We start from the raw sequence: 19830 nt of genomic DNA on the forward strand, positions 1-19830 counted from the left end.
TCTTATTTAGTTTTTCGAACATTTTCCATTGTTTTCAGAATGTTAGCGATTTCTTCTTTTTTGTCTGATGTTGCTTTGACCACCACGATTCCTTCATAAGGTTGACCATACACGACAAAGGCGTTTTCTGGCGCGTATAAAACGGCAATTAGTGTCAGTAGGTCTTCTTCTCCATCCACAACTATTTTGGTTTTCCAAGCGCTCTTTAAAGCGTCTTGAATTGCTATAACTGCTTCTTCAGTTATTGTTCCCGGCGGATTTTTGACATTAACAGTTTTGTGTTCTGTTGGTGGAAGAGGTTGTGCTATTCTTCTCATGACCCTGTTATCTACAATAGAAAGCTGAGGAAGTATGCGGTTTTCTAAAAGATTTCTTGAAACTGTATCTCCCACAGATATTACACTTGCTGGTTTTTCTTTGTCCACTATCTCTTTGAATCTCGTCATTGCTTCAGCAAATGAGCCTCGGATTAGAGTGCCAAGAGGTTTTTTGAGTCTTATGCGTAGTTCTGGCGTCAAACTGTACTTGATAGGCATCATTATCTAACCTTTAGCGCATAGTGCCCTTTCTCTTTGATGCCCATAGCCTTTGCAATTGCTGAGCCTTCTGGGTCAAAAACTATCACTAATCCGCCGAAATCATCGCTTAGAGAGGATGATTTGCATTTTGGACACATGTTTTCTTTGGTTATGATTCTACATGTTGGGCAAGCTTTTTCGCTCATCTAACCCCTCTCTATTTTTTAGCAGTTTCCTCTTTCTCGGTAGGCGCTTTCTCAAGTGTTTCCTTTATTTTCCGTGTTTCTTGTTCAATCCATTCTAATTTGCCAAGAAATGGTTGTCTAGACGTTACCCCTATTTTTCCAGAACTTCCTGCCCTGCCCAATGAAACTGCGGTAATTCGAACACGAACTTGGTCTCCACTCATAAGTTTTCTTTTTGATTCTTTGCCTAATAAGACGCCTTGCTTTTCGTCGTATGAAATGAAGTCATCCATGAGTTGTGAAACGTGAAGCAACGCGTCTACTGGTCCTATACGTACGAAGGCTCCGAAATCAGCTACTTCCACTACTTCTCCTTCCACTACTTCCTGAATTTTCGGGTAGAATGTTAACAGTGAAAAGGTTACTTTGTGATAGGTTGCGCCGTCTCCGGGGATTATTTTTCCGGTGGGGCTTACTTTTACGTCGGTTACAGCTACTACGTAGCCTAATTCTTCGCTAACGACGCCTTCATATTTTGCCTTGACCTGCTGGTGTCCCACGCTTTCTAATGGGTTGCCGAAGGTTTCTGGCGGTATGCGAATTGTATCTTCAAGGGTTACAAGTTTAAACAACTGGTTATATCCTCCCGTCAATCTCTAGACGCGACTTTTGCCTCACATAAATAACTGGCACATTTATATTTCTTAGCCTCTTTCTAAGCTGTCTATCATTTGTAAAAACTGGGCTTTTCCATTCTTGGGCGATTTCAAATAAAACGTCATCAAGGGAGCCGTGTTCTCGCTCTACGTTAACTAACACGCATTTTTCAGCCAACTTTAAAGCGAAAGAAGCTTGCTTTTTCATTTTCGGCGACCCTTCTCTTGCGATTTTTTCAAGTTCGCGAAGAACTGAAGAAAGCAAAACAGGTTGAAATCTAACTTTCAACAATATTTTTAGTTCTTCAAAGATGTCGATTTTAAATTGAAGTGGAACAAAAAAGGCGTTTGAATCCAAAATTATTTTTAACGCTTTCTTTTTATGCGCGGATTCTGTCGTCATATTGTTATTTCATTCCGCAGCTTTTAGGAGCGTAGAACTCCGTATCCTATCAGTCTCCATCTGCCCGTCATTTTTCTGCTTAATGCAACACGTGAGCCTACTTGTGCACAGACTGGTCTTGTAAGCTTAATCGTGGTTGCGTTTTTCTTTATTGAGGTGACTTTCCCAACGGTTATTGCAGCACCCACGTGTAAAAGTAATGTTTCGCCGATGTTTATGTTTTCGATTTTTGCGAGTTCTTTTGTTCCAACTGCTCGTTCAAGAATATGCGTTTCTAAGGTTAAATCTGACTGTGTTGGTGGAAGGGCGTCTTTTCTTCCAACCATGTTGCCCGTTAATCCATCAGCCTTTGAAAATGATGGGTCTAATAGAGTGCCCACGCCAACTAATCCTCCGCAATAGGCTTCTTTCACGTTTTTCCCGCCTGCATGTAAGCTTACAATTTCGCTTACTAACGGGTGATAAGCACTTTTTCCTTCTTCCATGCTTATCCCTGGGCGGATTTCTACTTCTTCTCCAACCACAAATTTGCCTTGAATTATTGTGCCTCCAATTACTCCTCCTTCAAGTTTCTCTAGTGGAGTGCCTGGCTTGTTTACATCAAATGAGCGGACAATGTACATTAACGGCGGTTTTGTTTCGTCTCTTGACGGTGTTGGTATGAACTCTTCAATCGCTTGAATAAGGACATCTATGTTTACCATGCGTTGTGCTGAAACAGGAATTATTGGCGCGTTTTCGGCAACCGTTCCCTTAACAAAGTTCTTAATTTCCACATAATTGTCTCTCGCCCTTTTTTCGTCAACAATGTCAACCTTGTTTTGAACAATAACAACGTTCTTAATGCCAATAATTTCAGCAGCAGCTAAATGTTCCCTTGTTTGTGGTTGGGGACAAGGTTCATCAGCTGCGATAACCAGTATAGCCCCATCCATTATTGCTGCACCAGAAAGCATAGTTGCCATTAAAGCTTCATGACCCGGAGCGTCTACAAAGCTTATTGCTCTGGCAAATGTTGTCTTTGAGCCACAGTTTGGGCAGACTGGTTGTGTAGAATAGTTTTTTGGTTCTTCACATTTTGGACATTTGTAGACTGGCATGTCTGCGTAGCCTAATTTTATTGTTATGCCTCTTTTCAATTCTTCACTGTGTCTTGAAGCCCAAACGCCAGTTAACGCTTGTACTAAGGTTGTTTTTCCGTGGTCAACATGCCCTATAGTGCCAATGTTTACTTCTGGTTGTTTTGGTAATGGTGCACGTTTTTCGCTGCTCATTTCTTCATTTCCCATAACATTTACGAATTATTGAAGGATTAAAACTAAGCGAGTTAATAAACGTTAAGTCTTTATTTAAGCATCTGTGGCTGTTTGGGTCTCGGTTTTGTCTTCCTTTTCTATGTCTTCTTTTTCCTTCTTTTCTTTTGGTTTCTTTCCCTCTTTTGCTTGTTTCGGTTTCTCCACGATTTTCGCGTTAATCTGCACAATTTCATCCGTGATTATGTTCCCGCGAACAGTTTTACGTCTTCGTTGTCCTTTATTTTGAGGGTTAAAACCTACTCCACCGCTTAGTATTACTTGTCTGCGTACACCGCCGTGAACGTTTGCTCTCATTGGGAATCCGTCTTTGTCTGAACCTCCCGTTATCTGTAGTTTATGTCCCGCTAAGCCTACTATTGACCCGTCTATTACGTCGCTTATTTTTCTTCCAATGAGCGGGGCAGCTCGCGTTTCTTCAAGTTCGACCACTTTTGAGGTTCCAGTTTCTGGGTCTGATATGATTACTTTGAATTTAGCCATTACCAATGGACTCTCCGAGTTAGTGTTATGAAATTTGAGCATCTCTCTATTAAGGATTTATGAAATTATGTCTTGATTTTTCAGAGATAGCAAGTAAAAGTTTTAATGCGTGTGTTAAATCGTTTTGTGGCTATGTGGCGTCTAGGGTTCTTCTTTCATGAGATGGCATTTGGGTTGCTTTCGATTTTTCTTCCATTGTACATTGTTTCCATTGAGGGGTCGCTTGTACAAGTTGGAATAATGAGCGCCACAGCTTTGGTTTTGGCAATTCCTGCTTCCTTCTTTTGGGGATACTTATGCGATAAAACAAGGCGCTACAAACGTTATATTCTAATCTCGTTTTTGTCATCAACTGTTATTCTTTTCTTTTTCACCTTGACAACCACCATAGGATTTTTGATAATGCTTTACGCGGTCATGTCCATTTTTCACGTAGCACATGAAGCTCCTAAAAACGTGTTGATAGCAGAATTCTACACGCGGAAAGAATGGGAAAAGTCATTTGCCTTTTATGAGGGTTTTACGGAAACTGGATGGCTCATCGGATTACTTTTAGGGTTTTTAACGTCAACTTACAGCGTTGCTCCAGCATGTATATTGTTGCTTTGTAGTGGCTTAAACTTGGCCGCGTTTATTATTTCGTTATTTCTTGTAACGGACCCTCTTTTAATCTTTGAAAGAAGCTTAGTTAATATAGAAAAGGCTGTAGGCTTCGCTCATGAAGGTGTGATGGTTGCAACAAAAATCTTAGACGGTTTGTTTCTAGATGAGAGATTGAAAAAAGAAAATCAGTACGCGTTTTTTGCTGGGCTTGTCCTATTTTCGCTAGCTACAAGCATGCTTTTTACGCCGTTACCCGTGTTCTTTTCTCGTGATTTAGCTTTTTCCACTAGTGTGGTCTTTGTGGTCTATGCGTTGAATTCTGCTGCGGGTGTTACAGGTTATTTTCTTGCAGGTGGCAGATTGAATATAGGCGCAGGAAAGTCTGCGTTAAGCAAAATTGTAATGTTCAGAAGTATGCTTGCTTTTTCACTGTTTTTGCTTATTTGGATGCCCCCATATACTTTGCCTTTGGCGACACTTATACTTGTTTTAATGGGCTTTGCTTACGCGCTATTCTTGGTGTTCACTCTTTCATTGTCCATGGAGCTTATGCCTCAAGGAAAAACTGGTTTGTTCAATGTTCTCATAGGTTTAGGTGGAGCAGGGGGCTCGTTTATTGGACCTTTTCTTGCCGAAACGTTTGGGTTCACTTGGGTGTTTCTGGTTGCTGGTCTAATTTTCTTGTTTGCTTCTATTGCTTTCAAGGTCTTCGCTTAATTTTAGCAAACAGAAAAAGGGAGAATTATGGTTATTCTACATGAACTCTGAATAGGTCTACGTCTTCACGCATTGCTGGTGTCAACTCGAGAAAGTCTCTTACAGCACGTTCAATGTCTTTTGACTGCGTTACGTATCTTCCAACAACAATTATGTCTGCGCCTTTCTCTAATGCTTCTTTGGCTGTTTCTGGCACTATTCCGCCAGCGACAGCGACTAAGAATTTTTTGTCACTGAAGGTGTGTCGCATTTCTTGGATAAGCTCCAAGCCAAGTGTTCTTCCAGTTTCTTCGTCTATTCCTCTATGCAAGATGACTACGTCTGGGAACTGCTTGAGCGTCTTGAGTTTTTTGATGGGGTCTTCCACATTCAACATGTCTACCATTGCGTATATTCCGAGTCTTTTTGCTTCGTGAATGAAAGCGTCAAGGGTTTCGGCTGGTGCCAATCCTGCTGCGATAACTGCATCTGCTGTTTCTTCGTAAGCCAAGTCAACCTCGACTTTCCCAACGTCTAAAGTTTTCAAGTCCGCAATGAAAAATATGTCTTTGGCAATTTCTCTTAGGTCGCTTATCACTTTTGTTCCATATCTTTTTATTAACGGTGTTCCAGCTTCAAGTATTATTCTGTCGCTTCTAGGAATCTCCGTTATAATTTTCTTTGTCTTTTCAAACTCTGGTATGTCCAACGAGATTTGCACGTAGGGTGGTCTCCAAAGGCGGGGTACTCTGAATCCCATGATTGGGTGCTTTGCTCTGTCTTTGTCGTAGAAGACTTTCTCTAGTGTTGGATACTTTGATAGAGCCCTTTTCAAAGCCAGTTTTGTTGCGCCGTAGTTGTAGTGGTATATTCTGCGGTAGTCACTTGCTTGTGGATGTATGAAGACACTGCATACTATGACCCAGTCGTCCACCTTATCTTTAGGGATAATGCCCTCCTCAACTGCATCTGCCACAGCCTTCGCAACTGCGGCTTGCGCGGGACCAAAAATTTTGCCTGCGTCTTCGAGATTTTTCACTGTGACTTTTGGCACAAGTAACGTGTGTGGTTTTGGTGGAAGATTAGGTCTTATAACCGCCAAAAGTGGTGTGTGTCCCGCTGAAAGGTTGGAAAGTCCTGCGGCAAATGCTTCTCCGACAGGTCCGTCTTTGTCGCCTATTAGAAGGTCGATGTGTGAAACTTCGTTGCCTTCTCCAATGAGTGCTTCGCCGATTAGGTAGGTGTGTTTTTGAGGCACTTCGGCAGCTTCCGACAATAAATCTGCGGATATGCTTTCAGTAACTTTATCAAAATCGACATTAAACTCCTTAAGCCACGCGTATAACGTGTCCCTATGAATGTTCAGAATTTGTGCTGTCCCAGAAATTGTAGGCTTTGTCGGTTTTCCTCTCAGAAGACTCCGGGTTTTCGCCTCTTTCTTGGCAGCGTCTGTCAACATTTTTACAAATTCTTCTCGTGTTTCGGGCTTTTTTAGGCTTGTTTCCGACATTATATTTGTCACCAGATAATTTAATCCGAGCCTCTTCTATATAAGACTGTCGGAAAAGCGAACCTCTAGAGCGCAATAATCTACATTGTTTTTAAATGTTTGCCGATTTAGGCTTTGGATATTTAGTTAGTTCCTACACTTTCATAAAGTAGTTGAGAATTGTAAATAGTAAATTAAATATTTTGAAAGGTGAGAAGTTAAAATTGGTTTATGGAGTGATTTGGGTGTTGCGGGAAAGTGGCGTCTGTTTGTGTTTAATGGTTGTAGGTGCTATTTTGTTTTTGTATGGTAGCAATTATTATCAAGCAATAGTTGGTTGGACTGGAGTAGTTCTTGTGGTTGTCGGCTTTTTCGCGTTTGTAACATTAAAATTGCATCGGAAACAGAAAAATGTAGAAACTAAATAGTTAGAACTCGTATATTGTTGCGTATTTTTGTCGCAGATAATCCAAGAAAGGTTTGACACTCAAATCTCTCTTTGTAATTTTTTTCATGAGTTCTGTTGGGTCGTAAAGATTCCCGTAGATGTGAACATTTTTCACCAGCCAACCTTTTATGTTTGTGAAGTTTCCTTTTTCTATTTGCTTTCTCCAATCTGGCAGGTCTTTTTCCATCGCGGTAAGTATCTGTCCACTATAGATGTTGCCTAGTGCGTAGCTTGGGAAGTAGCCGAATGAGCCTCCTGCCCAGTGGGTGTCTTGCATTACGCCTTCGGAATCGTTTTCAATTTTCACTCCCAAATACTCTTTATAATTCTGGTTCCATATTTCCGGTAGTTCTTTAACAGTTATTTTATCTGCAAACAAGTCACGTTCTATGTTAAATCTTATGATAATATGAAGCCCATAGGTAACTTCGTCTGCTTCGACACGAATTTTTGAAGGCTTAACTTGATTGATGGCACGGACGAATGCGTCTAAGTTTACATCCGAGAGGGTTATGCCTATAGCTTCTTTTAGTTTGGGTAAGAAGTAGCTCCAAAATTCTGGTGAGCGTCCAACGATGTTTTCTACAAAACGAGACTGCGACTCGTGAAAACCCGAAGAGCATGACGTTCCGACTGGTTGATAAATCCATTCTGGGTTTATGTTTTGTTCGTAAATTGCGTGTCCTGCTTCATGTAGCACTGAAAATATTGAGGATGTGAAGTAGTCTTCGTAGTAATGGGTTGTTATTCGAACGTCATCATAATATCCTGCCGTGAACGGATGTTCTGTCTCATCAATTCTTCCGCCGGCTTCTTTTGATGTCACATCGTACCCGACAAATTCGGCGAGGGTTTTGGCGATTTTTTTCTGTACATCTATGGCTACTTTGCGTTTGAGTATGCTCGTGTCGGGTTGTTTTTGAGAATTTTCGCATTTTTTCAGTATTGAAACTAATCCTTCTCGCAGTTCATCAAAAATTTTTGTTATGGTTCTTGTGGTCATTTTTGGTTCGTAAATGTCTATTAGTGCATCGTAGGGCGTGTCGGTTTCTTTCACGCTCATTAAAATTTCTGCAGCCTTCTTTTGCAACTCGACTAGTTTTTCCAGTTCTGGGCTGAACATGGAAAAGTCTTTGGCTGCTTTTGCCTTCTTCCACTTGTCTATGGTTATGGCTTGTTGTTTTGCTATTTGAGCAACTAATTCTTCTGGAAGCTTTGTTTGTTCCTCATACCGTTTCTTTGTTAAATACACGTTTCTTCTCTGAACAGCATCTAACTCTTCATATTTTGGATGCTGCATGATTTCTTCCAGTAGTCTTCCTATTTCAGGGTCTGTGCTCATTTTATATTCAATACGACTAAGTAAAGCAAGCTGCTGGCTTCGTAAATTAATCGCCTTAGGCGGCATCATAGTCTCCATGTCCCAATAAACAACAAATTCCGCAGATTGAAAAATGAGAAATTCCTTCATTTTCTCCATTAACTTCTTATAACTTGACTGTAAAGTTTCAGCCATTTCTATCCCCATTAAGTTCTAAAGATGGTTTCAATAAGCGCAAAAGCATATATGAGCTTTAACTTGAGAAAGTGCTACGAGTGGGAATAGCGCACAAATTTACCAGTAAATACGTTTGCTAATCCAATTTTGAGAGTAAGAGTTAAAACGTCTGTAGAGATTTTATATTCTGGAAAGGTTGCGAAAGGTAAATGACTCTCTTAACAGCGGAAGAGAAAGAATTGCTAACAAAGGCTGCCAGTTTAATGAATGAGCTATTGGAAACTCTTGAGATTATGCAAGACAAGAAACTTGTTAAGGATTTGAAGATTGCCTTGCGAGAGGTTGAAGAGGGCAAGGCTAGACCGCTTGATGAGCTTATAAGAGAGTTAAATCTTGAAAACGAAATTTGAAATTCGGTTTACCCCGCGTTTCTTGAAGAAAATTAAAGCTTTTGATAGAGGAGTTCAAGTGCGGATGCTTCGAGGGATCAGCATATTAAAGACTGACCCTTTTGCAGGAAAGCCTTTACGCGGTGAATGGAAAGGCGTTTACTCTTTAAGAATAGGGGATTACAGAGTTCTTTATCAAATTAAGAAAAACGAAGTATTCTTATTAGTTGTGGGTCATCGCAAACGTGTCTATTAACAAACTTGACTAATATTCAAACTCAAATCAGATGGTGTTTTTGCCAGCAAATTCGTGTTCCAATTTTAGCCTCTTTTCCAAACTGCTCGAATTGAGCCTTTTTAACCAAAATATGCTCAAAACAAGCCTGAAATTGGAATGCTCCGGGCGGGATTCGGACCCGCGTCTCCGGCTCGAAAGGCCGGAATACTTGACCGGGCTATACTACCGGAGCTTTCTTTTGCTGAAGCAACATGCAAGATGTTTTTTCGTTCGAATAAATCTTACCTTTTGCTGTATTATTGTATTCGATAGTTATTATGATTGTTTAACCTAACGTGTATAAAATTTCGATTATAACGCGCGTTTTATGCTTGTTCGCCTTTTATTACCGTTTTGTAGATTTCCGCGCTTTTTCTGCGCATGCGTGTTTTGTGAACAGTTATTGGGTCGTGAATCCATAAGGGCAGGGTGAAATGGTTTAGGCAAACGAATACTTTAAAGTCCTTAGCTCGTAAGTCCTCTATTACGGCTCTGTAGTGGTTTACCGCCTCTTTGTTAGCTATTTTCTCAAGCTTTTCAATGGCCGCCTCATCAATGTCTATTTTGGCAATTCTTCCATCAGATGCCCTTTCCACTCCAACCTCGACGGCAAATGTGTTATTGGGAAAGATTCTGCTCCATTCAATTCCTATCCTGTAAGCGTTTAAACCGAGTTTTTTGGCAAGAGCGTGATCTTGCTTGTAAAGGTTCCAGTAGTTTATGCCATTCTCTGGTAGGTCTCCACTGACGATGCCTTTGTTAATGTTGGAAGGGTCATGCACCCAAGCGTACCAGTCTGTGTTGGAATCGACGTTTTTTCTGTTTGGGTTGCCCATCTCAAATTGGAATCCACTCTTGGCTGCGCCCCAGAGAAAATTATCTGGAAATCTCATGTCTTCACCAGTTGAAGTTATTTACTTGCCGCGTTTTTATTGATTATTATAGCCGAGAGGGTATTAATCGCGTAAGTCTCAATTATACGAGAGCTACTTTTAAGCAGTCTTTTAATGGCGCAAGTAAAGTGTCTGCCTTGTTTAATGTTGGTGCGTAATGAGCTGTTTTGGCAGAATTTGTCATTATAGTTGTGATTCCTAGTTTGTCAGTCCATGTGACAACAGCGCATGTGTCAGTCATTACGTGGGTGCCGCTTTGCTCTATTTTTTCTATGTATTTTCGTGCTTTTTCTTTTATGAAGTGTGATGTGCAAATCCACAGTTCTGTCCCAGCCTTGACTTTCCTTGTGCCTATGAAATCTGCGATTTGTCTGATTTCTGAGAGTGAACAGTGAGGGCATCCGATGAAAATTAAGTCGGGCTTTTGTATAGCAGTGGTCGTTAGCTCTCCAATTGTTCGCCTTATGTCATCAGTCTTCACGCTTACTTTTTCAAGTTCGCTAGCTTTTACTCTTTTTTTGTTACGATAGAACATGTTGGCCATTCCTGTTGATGCAAGAGAAGCGCTTAACTGCTTCAAACTGTCCTGTGAAGCACTCTGTAACCCTTGTATCACTGGAATTTTGTCTTCCAAAATTTTGCCAAGAAATATTCCTAAAGCGCCAAATTCCACTTCGTTCTGCAGCGGCTTTTCTATTTTCACCAAAACTTGAGGCTGACGATTTTCAGCCTTGTGAACACCATGGTCTGGCGTTTTTCCAATAATGGCAGCGGCAAGAGCGCTTGGTCCTCCTTCTCGGTTTGTCCATGCACCAATAACCGAATTGGCGTAGACCACAGCGGACGATTCAGCCCATGCAAGGTGCGAGCCGCGTCTCGGTTTTTCCAAGTAATATGGCGTGCATGTGAGAGAATTTTTGAAACCCATCTTATTGAAATATTCTAGAATTTGCCACTGTTTTTTGCATATGTCAGATGGCAGTTTGTTGCATAAATATTCCTTGTCGATGCTGTGCGGGTTTAATGTTGCCTTTGCGCTTGTTTTTACGTTCGCGTTTGCCATTGCTTCTAAAAAATCTACGGGGGCGTCACCGAGCGTTTTGTATGAAACTCCAGAAACATGCGCGGAACTTATCGGGATAAGTTTTGTTGCATCAAAGAGTTCACCCAAACGCACGAGTATCTTCATGCAAATTTGGTTTGCCCAGCCAAATTCACCGTTGTAGATGCGCTCCTCTTCCTTTGTCAAATACAAGCCTTTTGAGTCTCCTTTCTTTTCGAAATTTTAACTATGCCTTCGCAAGCGTCAACTTCTACTAAGTCGCCTGTTTCAATTTGTTTGATGTCTATTTGGTCAATCATTGGAATGTTTGCTATTATGGCGCCGACAACTACGACTGGGTCTGCCGTTTTGTTAATTATTGCTTTTGGCGCCAACTTTTTCTTTGCCAAAGAATACATCACGTAGCTGCCTACGGTTGAGCCATGCCCGTGAGGAAAACACAAAACCTTATCTTTTACGCATTCTCCGCATAAATCGTGGTTTTTCTCGATTATTTTTCCGTCTGCTGGGTCAACTCCGCCTAAGAAGCTTATTGGTTTTTTTGACACTAAAGCTTCTGCTTTGCATTGTCCTTCGACGATTCCACGTCCTTTTAATGTTATTGGTTGCATGTTGTCCCCTTTAGTAAGATATTTTCGCAGTTGTTGGAATTTTACCTAAAATTTCTGACGCTGCGTCGCCGACTTTTTCGCGGTTTTCTTCAAGCGTATAAACGCGCAGTATGTTCATGAATCCTTTTAGAACTTCGAAGATTTTTGAGATTTCGCTTAAACGTTGAGGAACCATTTTTCCTTCTTTTGTTCGATAAAATACTGGGATTTCCATTGGTTCCGTGAGAACTGAATGGTGATATGGGACTGATGGCACTGTGGGCACGTCTATTATGACAGTTTCAACTTCGACTTTTGCTTTTTGTGCAATTTCGGCGCGTATTTGTTTTCTGTATGCTTCTTGGCTGAAAATGTTTGAAATCATGGCGTCTTTTTCGTAGAATGTTCTTTCGTAAGCGCATTTAAGTATCTTTCTTCTTTCCAGATTTATTATTATCTCGTTTGATTTTTTGCAGTTTTTCAGCATTGTCCACACGGTGTAGTCGTCCATGGCAAGATACTCTTCAGCAGTTTTGAAACTTGTTAACCCGAGTTCTTCGTTTGCTTTTTCCATTGCCATGGCAAGCATGATTTGTGCGGCTCTTCCGACGCGGTGGAAGTATATGCTTTTGAAGGATTCTATGCGAGCGATTATTAGTGATTCAAGGGCTGAAAGTGCGCCGGCGTCTACTGCTAGGTTTTCGCCTAAAACATCTAATGCATGGATTAATCGGAAAACGTCTACGTAGCCGTATTCTGCGCCCGTGTGGTGCGTGTCTCTTACGACAAAATCTAGTTTGTCCACGTCGACTGCGCTGCTGATTATCTGGTTTAAGAACGTCTTTTTGGGCTTGTGCAAAGTGCCTATTGCCAGTTTTCCTATTTCTTCGGGTTTATATCCGATTTTTGTTATTTTGTCTTTTAATTCACTGTTTGTTATTATCCATTTTGTCATGTCTTCATGTGTCTTTCCAAGTTCTTTATCCAGCAGATGCTCAAAAACATGAGAGAAAGGTCCGTGTCCAACATCATGAAGCAACGCTGCAACTTTAACCATTTCCGCTTCGTCTTCGCTTATTTTCTGTGATAGGCTGGGGCTTTTCACGGTTTTTCCAGCTAGGAACATGACGCCGATGGAATGTTCAAAGCGTGTGTGGTTTGCTCCGGGATAAACATATTCTGCGCCGGCTAATTGGCGTAGTCTGTGTAGCCTTTGAACAGGGTATGAGTCTACGATTTCTTTTTCTGCGTCGGTTATGTATACGTATCCATGAACTGGGTCTTTTATTTCGCCCCAATAGTTTTTGGGCATCGGCGTTTTCTCCAATGTTTTAAATAATTATTAATGCATCTTCACTCTTATAATGCCTAACGTCTAAAAACGCTTGGGATTGAAACATGAAAGGAAAAGGCGTTTTTGTTTGTGTTGAAGGATTAGACGGTTGCGGAAAAACAACGCAAACTAAGTTTCTTGTGAGAAGGCTTAGAAAACTGGGATATGATGCGGTTTACACGGCTGAACCGACTCGTGGCAAGATTGGGAATTTTATAAGGAAGTACTGTCTGCATGGTAGCAAGCGAATGTCTGTTGTTGTTGAGGCTCTGCTTTTTGCCGCTGATCGTTTTGAACATGTAAAAGACGTGATACTTCCCACCTTGGATAAGGGAAGTGTTATGGTTTCTGACCGTTACGTTTATTCTTCCATGGCTTATCAAGGCGCTGCGGGGCTTGACTTAAAATGGATTGGGATGATAAACAAACATGCACTACGCCCGAATCTGGCAATATTCATTGACGTTGAGCCGCATACTGTAATTCAACGGTTGAAATCTAAAAAGTCAGTGATGGAGAATCTGGAGACGCAGTTGAAGGTGCGTGAGGTTTACATGCAGTTTGTTGAAAAAGGCGAGCTTATCAGAATAGACGGTAACAAGTCTAAAAAGGAAGTTGCAGACGCCATTTTAGAAGTTGTTATGAAGTTCTTGGGTGAGAAAGCCTAAGAAAACTTAAGATGGTTTAAGCATTTTTCTCGTAGAACCTTGGTTAATTTTGTTTATGATAAGGTTTATTATGTCTTCTGGCGTTGTGTATCGTAGTCCTCTTTCATGGAAAACCTGTATTTCCAGCAAATTTTTGTTTGGTGTAAAGCGTAGCATGTAGTAGTCAAACTTTAATGGAATTTCCTTTTCATTCTGTGTTTTGTAATATCGTATGGCACAGAAGAAGTCCATTATTCGACATGGCTTTTTCCACACGGTTTTTAACACTTTGCTTGTTTCTTCCTCATCTAAATAATTGAAGTCGCTTGTGTCCGCTATTCCCCATTCAAAAACTACTTTACATTGAGGCACTGAAGGGTAAGCGATTTCCTCTAAGTTGAAGGTTTTGCCGTTTATCTCGTAAAGTGTGCGAATTAATGTTTGCTGGAATCGCTTATTTGACACTAAAACAGTGAAGTGGGCTTTTTTGTGGATGTTTTTTGGGAAGTTTTCGTAGAGTCCAAGCATTCGAGTGGTCGCCTAGGTTCTTTTGATTTTTCTTATTTTTTCAAGGTTTTCCAGTAATTCAGATAATACTTTGCCTAGTTTTTCAAGCTCTCCCACGTCTGTTTCCTGTTGGATTCTGTTTTGTAATTCTTGCACTTTAGCCATGACTGTTGCTTCAAGCGTGTCAAGAACCATGGGGCTTGTTGCTTTTGTTGTTTCTTCTCCTTCTTTTACAATTATGACTTTCTTTTCGCATTTTGCACACCAAAGGTCGTCGCTTTTCAGTCTGAACAGTGGAGAAGCACAAGCAGGACAAGCTAATTCTGTGAGGGTTGCGCCTTGTCGGAGCAAGTCTGCCATTCGTTTAACATCTTGCTCTTCCCGTTTTTCTGTCGGCAAGTTTTAAAACCTCAAAGTAGATTAGTATAAAGCCTATATAATTTGGTTATCGCGTAGTATTATGGGGTGGCAAGTGTGGTTAGGAAAAAGAAGCTTGAGGAATATGAAGAACGAATAAAACAAGCGATGGTTGTGTTAGGTGAGGTTTCCGAAGATAATACGACACCGAGGAATATTAGAAGAGCAGCTAAAGATTCAATAAACGCTTTGCAAACAACGGAGTACACACCCGCCGTCAAAGCCTCAAATGCCATATCAATTTTAGATGAGATTCTGCAAGACCCGAACATGCCACCTTACACGCGGGTTAAATTGTGGAACGTAATGAGCATACTAGAAGCCATAAAAGATTAATACAAAGGTGAAGTGAATGAAAATTTCTAATTATCAGAACGTTGAAGCCAAAGAAGCAGATGAAGGAGCTTCAAAGCTTAAGGTAAGATGGCTTATCACAAAAGAAATAGGTGCTCCAAATTTTGCCATGAGACTTTTCGAGATGGAGCCCAACGGTTACAGTCCGCTTCACAGTCATCCATGGGAACATGAAGTGTTTATCCTCGAAGGAGAAGGGCATGTTATAGGCGGAACTGAAGAGAAGAAGTTTAAGCCCGGCGACTTCATTTTTGTTCCTCCAAACGAAAAGCATCAATTCAAAAATACTGGCAAAAAACCACTTAAGTTTCTCTGTCTTGTTCCACATAAATGATGCTAGTGACTTAGGCTTCATAACCCCGCATTGGTTTTAACGGTTTGTCTTCTCGGTAAAAATATATGCTAGTTGTTACATCTTGATTTGGGCTTTAGGAGACCAGTCCATTTGAAGTATGACGTAATAATTGTCGGCGCAGGACCCGCTGGGATATTCGCTGCGCTTGAGCTTACAGAAAAAACCAAACTCAACATTCTAATGCTGGACAGAGGACCCAACATAAACCAACGTAAATGCCCCGCAAGCCGCGGATTCGAATGTGTCCACTGTGAACCATGCCTAGTTTTATCCGGATGGGGAGGAGCTGGAGCATTCAGTGATGGCAAACTAACCTTGTCCACAGAAGTAGGCGGATGGCTCAACGAATACGTGTCTTCAAAAGAGCTCGAAGAACTCGTCAACCACGTAGACAGTTTATACTTAAAATTTGGCGCAACCGAGCACGTTTACGGAGCAGACGTCGAAAAGATGGAAGAAATCGAACGAAAAGCATCATTAGCCGGCTTGAAGCTTATTCGCCAAAAAATCCGACACATGGGCACAGAAAGATGCGCTCAAACCCTTCGAAAAATGCGCCAAGAATTAAACAACAAAGTGGATTTCAAACCAAGAAAAGACGTCAAAGGACTCATAGTGAAGAACGGCACAGTGGAAGGCGTTGAAACAGTAAACGGCGAAAGATTCTTTGGAAAATACGTTATTGTTGCGCCAGGCAGAAGCGGGGCAGAGTGGCTTCAAGCAGAAGCACAAGCATTAGGCTTGAAAACACTGAACAATCCAGTTGACGTTGGAATAAGAGTGGAAGTCTTAGCCTCTGTAATGGAAGAATTAACAAACGCTCTTTATGAGCCAAAACTTGTTTATTACTCCAAATCCTTCGATGACCAAGTTCGCACTTTCTGTGTCGCGCCTTATGGAGAGGTCATAACAGAATCTTACAACGGCGTCTTAACAGTCAACGGACAAAGCTACGCTGAACGAAAGACAGAAAACACAAACTTCGCCATCCTCGTAAGCACGTCATTCACTGAACCCTTCAAAGAGCCAATAGCCTACGGAAAATACCTCGCCAGACTCTCGAATCTTCTCAGCGGCAGCGTAATAATCCAACGACTAGGCGATTTAGAAGCTGGAAGAAGGTCAACAGCCGAAAGAATCTCGCGAAGCGTCATCATTCCAACATTAAAAAATGCCACACCAGGCGACCTCAGCTTCGTTTTGCCATACCGTTACCTCGCAGACATCAGAGAAATGCTCCAAGCCTTGGACAATTTGATTCCAGGCATCTATTCCAGAGACACTCTGCTCTATGGAGTGGAAGTAAAATTTTACTCCTCAAAACTGCAGTTGAGCAACTGTTTAGAAACAAAAATAAACAATTTGTTCACAATTGGAGACGGTGCAGGCGTCACACGCGGACTAGTTCAAGCATCAGCATCCGGCATAATTGTTGCCAGAGAAATCATAAAGAGAGAAAAGCAGAAAGCGTGAAGATTGAATGTCAATAGTCGAAACGATTAGCTGTTCACATTGCGGCGCACCAATCTTTTTTAAACCCGGCGAAATCATAGCAACATGCAGATACTGCGGTTACACCGTCGTCATACAAACGGGAAAAGCCTTCACCTTCGAACACTCAATGTTACTGAACGAGTACGACCAAACACAAATCGAAGAAGCAATAAGACATTGGATGCGCAGCGGCTTTTTGAAACCGCCAGACCTTGCCAGAAAATCAAAACTAACAGAAAAATTCCTCATGTATGTGCCGTTTTGGGTCGTGACTGCGAAAGTGGAGACTACTTATAAGGGGGTATTTGAGCGAATCGCTCCTCCAATTGTTAAGGAAGGTCGAATAGCGAAAGAATATGACTGGCTTGTCCTTGCAAGAAAAGCGACTGAATTTCCCACAAGGGAATATGATGTGCCTTTAGATGGCAAGGTTCCATACGATTTTAGACGCATTGAGGATTTTGCTAAAACTCTTAACAGCGAAATTGACAAGAATGAAGCAGTTGAGCGGGCTAAACAAGAAATTGAAGAGCATCACCGGCATCTGGCGATGCAAGACGTGGATAAAGTGATTGAAATGAAAAGCGAAATTAACGTAAATCAAACAGTTTACCTGCACGCTCCTATATGGTTCATAAAATACGATTATGAGGGCAAAACTTACCAGTTATACGTTGACGGCGCAACTGGGACAGTCATAAAAGGCGACATTCCTCCAGCTAAATTCGGGATACTTTAAAAATGTTGCTAAAGCAATAAGAAGGCACAGTTGATAAACATTTTTTTATTTACGTCTAACTAATGCTAATAGAGGCTAGACTGCGAATGAGCCAGAAAATCATCGGTCGAGGAACATGGTACGACAAAATGGCAGCAAAAATAATCGAAAGAGAACAGAAACTAGGCAGAAGCTTAAATTTAATTCGAACCGAAATGGGCATAGCAGCCTCTGGTTTTCCGCATATCGGCAATCTAAGCGATGCAGCGCGGTCTTTCGCCGTGACTTTGGCACTCAGAGAGCAAGGCTTCAAATCCGAACTTATCGCCTTTGCAGATGACAAGGACGGACTAAGAAAAGTTCCAGCGGGAATGCCAGAGTCTCTTGAAGAGCACTTGGGGCGTCCAGTGACAGACATTCCTGACATTTTTGGTTGTCACGCAAGTTACGGCGAACACATGACCTTGCTGCTTCTTGATGCGCTTGACAAATGCGGAATAGAATACATGTTCATGTCTGGCACGGAAGTCTACCGAAAAGGATTGTTCAACGAAGAAATCAAAACTGTGCTCATGAATGCAAAGAAAATCGGAGAAATAGTTAAAGAAGAAGTCGGACAAGAAAAGTTTCTAGAGGTTCTACCCTATTTCGCAGTCTGCGAAAACTGTGGACGCATATACACAACCAAAACCTACGATTTCCTGCCGAAAGAAGGCAAAATTCTCTACTCATGCGAAGGAATGGAAGTTAAAGGGCGATGGCTTGAAGGTTGTGGACATAAAGGCGAAGTGGACTACCGGAAAGGCGACGGCAAATTAAGCTGGAAGGGCGAATTCGCAGTAAGATGGAAAGCACTAGACATACGGTTTGAAGCCTTCGGCAAGGAAGTTGCGGATTCCGTGCGGGTGAACGACCGCATATGCCGAGACATATTCTGCTGGGAACCGCCGTCTCATGCGAAATACGAGTTGTTTCTGGACAAAAGTGGCAAAAGGCTCTCAAAATCAGCTGGTGTGGTGTTTACTCCACAGACATGGTTTAAGTATGGTTCGCCTCAATCGCTTATGCTGCTTATGCTGAAAAGGTTTGTTGGCTCACGCACTTTAGATGTGACCGACATTCCTTCTTACATGAACGAACTGGATTACTTAGAAGATTTGTATTTCGGAAAGAAAACAGTGAAAGATGAAAGAGAACTTGCAAAGCGTCGAGGGCTTTACAAGTATTGCTGGGCGATGAAGCCGCCACTTAAGCCAAGCACGCATGTTCCCTATAACATTTTGACTTTTCTGGCTAAAATGGCGCCGAAAGGTCGCGAAGAAGAGTTTATCACAGAAACCCTTCGAAGCTACGGCTACTTAGAGAAAAATCAAACACTTGACGACGAATTAAAAAGGCGAATTGACTATGCGTTTAATTGGACAAAGGATTTTGAAGAGATAAAAGAAACAGAAATAAGCCTAACCAGCAAAGAAAAAACCGCCATAGCAGAACTGCTTAAAGTTTTAAAAACTGAAAGCGAAGCAGAAAAAATACAAAACGCCATATTCAACACAGCTAAAAAACATGGATTACAACCAGCTTCATTCTTCCAAACCCTATACACAATTCTAATAGGCGTGCCGCAGGGGCCAAGACTCGGACCCTACATAATGACAATGGGAAAACAAAACGTAATAAACGCGCTAGAACGGGCACTAACAAACACAAATGCGAGTTAACCAAAAACCCTTTTCTACTACAAACACAAAGTCTGTTTTGGGCCCGTAGTCTAGGCAGGATTAGGACGCTGGCCTGCGGAGCCGGAGATCCTGGGTTCAAATCCCAGCGGGCCTGCTCAATTTTTATCCATGCCTTTTTTGTTACTGCTTTACTTCGGATATTGGCAATATTCGGCATGGAGAATCTTAATGGAAATTTAATTCATTAGGGTTCGTCATTTTTTGGATAATTTATTTAAGATGTCCTTTTCTATGTTGTCTTCGTCTATTTTGAACGTATCGGGTTCGTCTCTTTTCAGTATAGTTTGTAGCGCTTCAGCATCAAGCTGGTTTATGAGTCTTAAAATTTCTTTTTTTGCTGATTCAACGTGTTTTTTGAGAATCGGCCGATTTTTGTGCATTTTTCCTGCTAATGGGCATATTTTTTCCATTTTAAGGTACCATTCGATTTTTTGGGTTTTTTTGTTTATGTCAAAGGTTATTGGGCCGGCGACGCATGTTTCTGGTTTTACAGGATGCACTTGGCATTTTCTTGTTTTTTTGTCATAGAATATACAGTAGCCTTCTGTGTCTCCTCTTGGAAAAGTGTAGCCCACGTGAACAAAAGAATTCTCAATCATAATTTTTTGCTCTTTCAAGTACGCTTCGATTATTCGCCTACGCTGGTCTGTTATTGGGGGATATGCCTCTTGGCAACAGCTGATTTTGCAAGAGCCGCAGACATCAAAGAAGTTGCTTTGCCGTTCTTCTCTAGTAGTCATGGGAGCCTTCCCTTATTGT

25 protein-coding genes and 2 tRNA genes are annotated in these 19830 nt (G+C 41.4%); 11 read left to right on the top strand and 16 right to left on the bottom strand.

Annotated features, from left to right (window positions below; all coding sequences use genetic code 11):
- Window positions 1-2: 2 nt before the first annotated feature.
- From HM003_01595 to HM003_01620, 6 genes are all read right to left on the bottom strand, one after another.
- Window positions 3-539 (bottom strand): DUF359 domain-containing protein, encoded by a 537-nt coding sequence (locus HM003_01595; GenBank protein MBX5328037.1) that lies wholly within the window; start codon window positions 537-539, stop codon window positions 3-5.
- The gene (locus HM003_01600; GenBank protein MBX5328038.1) at window positions 539-724 is read right to left on the bottom strand and encodes a DNA-directed RNA polymerase subunit E''; all 186 of its coding nucleotides are present in this window, start codon (window positions 722-724) and stop codon (window positions 539-541) included. Before HM003_01600 ends, HM003_01595 begins: the two co-directional genes overlap by 1 nt.
- Window positions 725-735: 11 nt before the next feature.
- Complete coding sequence (locus HM003_01605; GenBank protein ID MBX5328039.1) at window positions 736-1335, bottom strand: DNA-directed RNA polymerase; 600 nt, start codon at window positions 1333-1335, stop codon at window positions 736-738.
- Between the two features lie 4 nt (window positions 1336-1339).
- Window positions 1340-1762 (bottom strand): DNA-binding protein, encoded by a 423-nt coding sequence (locus HM003_01610; GenBank protein MBX5328040.1) that lies wholly within the window; start codon window positions 1760-1762, stop codon window positions 1340-1342.
- A gap of 23 nt (window positions 1763-1785) precedes the next feature.
- The gene (locus HM003_01615; GenBank protein ID MBX5328041.1) at window positions 1786-3036 is read right to left on the bottom strand and encodes a translation initiation factor IF-2 subunit gamma; all 1251 of its coding nucleotides are present in this window, start codon (window positions 3034-3036) and stop codon (window positions 1786-1788) included.
- Between the two features lie 75 nt (window positions 3037-3111).
- Window positions 3112-3558 (bottom strand): 30S ribosomal protein S6e, encoded by a 447-nt coding sequence (locus tag HM003_01620; GenBank protein ID MBX5328042.1) that lies wholly within the window; start codon window positions 3556-3558, stop codon window positions 3112-3114.
- A gap of 105 nt (window positions 3559-3663) precedes the next feature.
- On the opposite strand from HM003_01620, the gene HM003_01625 reads away from it, so the two are divergent.
- Complete coding sequence (locus tag HM003_01625; protein ID MBX5328043.1) at window positions 3664-4878, top strand: MFS transporter; 1215 nt, start codon at window positions 3664-3666, stop codon at window positions 4876-4878.
- Between the two features lie 31 nt (window positions 4879-4909).
- Here HM003_01625 and HM003_01630 read toward each other — a convergent pair whose 3' ends face one another.
- On the bottom strand, window positions 4910-6316 hold the full coding sequence (locus HM003_01630) for a bifunctional 5,6,7,8-tetrahydromethanopterin hydro-lyase/3-hexulose-6-phosphate synthase (GenBank protein MBX5328044.1): 1407 nt from the start codon (window positions 6314-6316) through the stop codon (window positions 4910-4912).
- Window positions 6317-6570: 254 nt separating this feature from the next.
- Here HM003_01630 and HM003_01635 point away from each other — a divergent pair, with 254 nt between their 5' ends.
- Complete coding sequence (locus tag HM003_01635) at window positions 6571-6774, top strand: hypothetical protein (GenBank protein MBX5328045.1); 204 nt, start codon at window positions 6571-6573, stop codon at window positions 6772-6774.
- Here the strand turns inward: HM003_01635 and HM003_01640 are convergent, their stop codons facing one another.
- Window positions 6775-8310, bottom strand: a complete 1536-nt coding sequence (locus tag HM003_01640) for a carboxypeptidase M32 (GenBank protein ID MBX5328046.1) — start codon at window positions 8308-8310, stop codon at window positions 6775-6777. It abuts the gene before it with no gap.
- 191 nt (window positions 8311-8501) lie between these two features.
- Between HM003_01640 and HM003_01645 the strand changes: the two genes are divergently transcribed.
- Window positions 8502-8702 (top strand): hypothetical protein, encoded by a 201-nt coding sequence (locus HM003_01645; protein ID MBX5328047.1) that lies wholly within the window; start codon window positions 8502-8504, stop codon window positions 8700-8702.
- On the top strand, window positions 8686-8937 hold the full coding sequence (locus HM003_01650; GenBank protein ID MBX5328048.1) for a type II toxin-antitoxin system RelE/ParE family toxin: 252 nt from the start codon (window positions 8686-8688) through the stop codon (window positions 8935-8937). Before HM003_01645 ends, HM003_01650 begins: the two co-directional genes overlap by 17 nt.
- A gap of 139 nt (window positions 8938-9076) precedes the next feature.
- On the opposite strand, the gene HM003_01655 is transcribed toward HM003_01650, so the two are convergent.
- The 5 genes from HM003_01655 to HM003_01675 all read right to left on the bottom strand — a co-directional run bounded on the left by HM003_01655 (window position 9077) and on the right by HM003_01675 (window position 12816).
- A tRNA-Glu gene (locus HM003_01655) sits at window positions 9077-9151 on the bottom strand.
- A 133-nt stretch (window positions 9152-9284) separates the two neighbouring features.
- Window positions 9285-9851, bottom strand: coding sequence for a glycoside hydrolase family 1 protein (locus HM003_01660; protein MBX5328049.1), 567 nt, complete (start codon window positions 9849-9851; stop codon window positions 9285-9287).
- Window positions 9852-9933: 82 nt separating this feature from the next.
- Complete coding sequence (locus tag HM003_01665; GenBank protein ID MBX5328050.1) at window positions 9934-11106, bottom strand: DUF521 domain-containing protein; 1173 nt, start codon at window positions 11104-11106, stop codon at window positions 9934-9936.
- Window positions 11097-11525, bottom strand: a complete 429-nt coding sequence (locus HM003_01670; GenBank protein ID MBX5328051.1) for a DUF126 domain-containing protein — start codon at window positions 11523-11525, stop codon at window positions 11097-11099. Before HM003_01670 ends, HM003_01665 begins: the two co-directional genes overlap by 10 nt.
- Before the next feature lie 10 nt (window positions 11526-11535).
- A complete protein-coding gene (locus HM003_01675) occupies window positions 11536-12816 on the bottom strand; it encodes an HD domain-containing protein (protein MBX5328052.1) in 1281 nt (426 codons plus the stop codon).
- Between the two features lie 86 nt (window positions 12817-12902).
- On the opposite strand from HM003_01675, the gene tmk reads away from it, so the two are divergent.
- Entirely contained in the window at window positions 12903-13505 is a 603-nt protein-coding gene (tmk, locus tag HM003_01680; protein ID MBX5328053.1) for a dTMP kinase, read from the top strand.
- A 6-nt stretch (window positions 13506-13511) separates the two neighbouring features.
- On the opposite strand, the gene HM003_01685 is transcribed toward tmk, so the two are convergent.
- Both HM003_01685 and HM003_01690 read right to left on the bottom strand, forming a co-directional pair.
- Window positions 13512-14012 carry a hypothetical protein gene (locus HM003_01685; GenBank protein ID MBX5328054.1) on the bottom strand — a complete coding sequence of 167 codons (501 nt, stop codon included), beginning with the start codon at window positions 14010-14012 and terminating at the stop codon, window positions 13512-13514.
- 12 nt (window positions 14013-14024) lie between these two features.
- Window positions 14025-14390, bottom strand: coding sequence for a hypothetical protein (locus tag HM003_01690; protein ID MBX5328055.1), 366 nt, complete (start codon window positions 14388-14390; stop codon window positions 14025-14027).
- 126 nt (window positions 14391-14516) lie between these two features.
- Between HM003_01690 and HM003_01695 the strand changes: the two genes are divergently transcribed.
- The 6 genes from HM003_01695 (at window position 14517) to HM003_01720 (ending at window position 19165) form a co-directional block, all read left to right on the top strand.
- Complete coding sequence (locus tag HM003_01695; GenBank protein MBX5328056.1) at window positions 14517-14744, top strand: hypothetical protein; 228 nt, start codon at window positions 14517-14519, stop codon at window positions 14742-14744.
- Between the two features lie 16 nt (window positions 14745-14760).
- A complete protein-coding gene (locus HM003_01700; protein MBX5328057.1) occupies window positions 14761-15096 on the top strand; it encodes a cupin domain-containing protein in 336 nt (111 codons plus the stop codon).
- Window positions 15097-15207: 111 nt separating this feature from the next.
- Window positions 15208-16590: an NAD(P)/FAD-dependent oxidoreductase gene (locus HM003_01705; GenBank protein ID MBX5328058.1), complete on the top strand. Its 1383-nt coding sequence runs from the start codon at window positions 15208-15210 to the stop codon at window positions 16588-16590.
- Window positions 16591-16597: 7 nt separating this feature from the next.
- Window positions 16598-17350, top strand: a complete 753-nt coding sequence (locus HM003_01710; protein MBX5328059.1) for a zinc ribbon domain-containing protein — start codon at window positions 16598-16600, stop codon at window positions 17348-17350.
- 86 nt (window positions 17351-17436) lie between these two features.
- Window positions 17437-19050: a lysine--tRNA ligase gene (lysS, locus tag HM003_01715; GenBank protein MBX5328060.1), complete on the top strand. Its 1614-nt coding sequence runs from the start codon at window positions 17437-17439 to the stop codon at window positions 19048-19050.
- Between the two features lie 39 nt (window positions 19051-19089).
- Window positions 19090-19165 (top strand) — tRNA-Arg (locus tag HM003_01720).
- Between the two features lie 100 nt (window positions 19166-19265).
- Here the strand turns inward: HM003_01720 and HM003_01725 are convergent.
- Complete coding sequence (locus HM003_01725; protein ID MBX5328061.1) at window positions 19266-19811, bottom strand: YkgJ family cysteine cluster protein; 546 nt, start codon at window positions 19809-19811, stop codon at window positions 19266-19268.
- Window positions 19812-19830 lie beyond the last annotated feature (19 nt).

It is taken from the genome of Candidatus Bathyarchaeota archaeon A05DMB-5, from assembly GCA_019685655.1.
Lineage (GTDB): Archaea > Thermoproteota > Bathyarchaeia > Bathyarchaeales > Bathycorpusculaceae > DSLH01.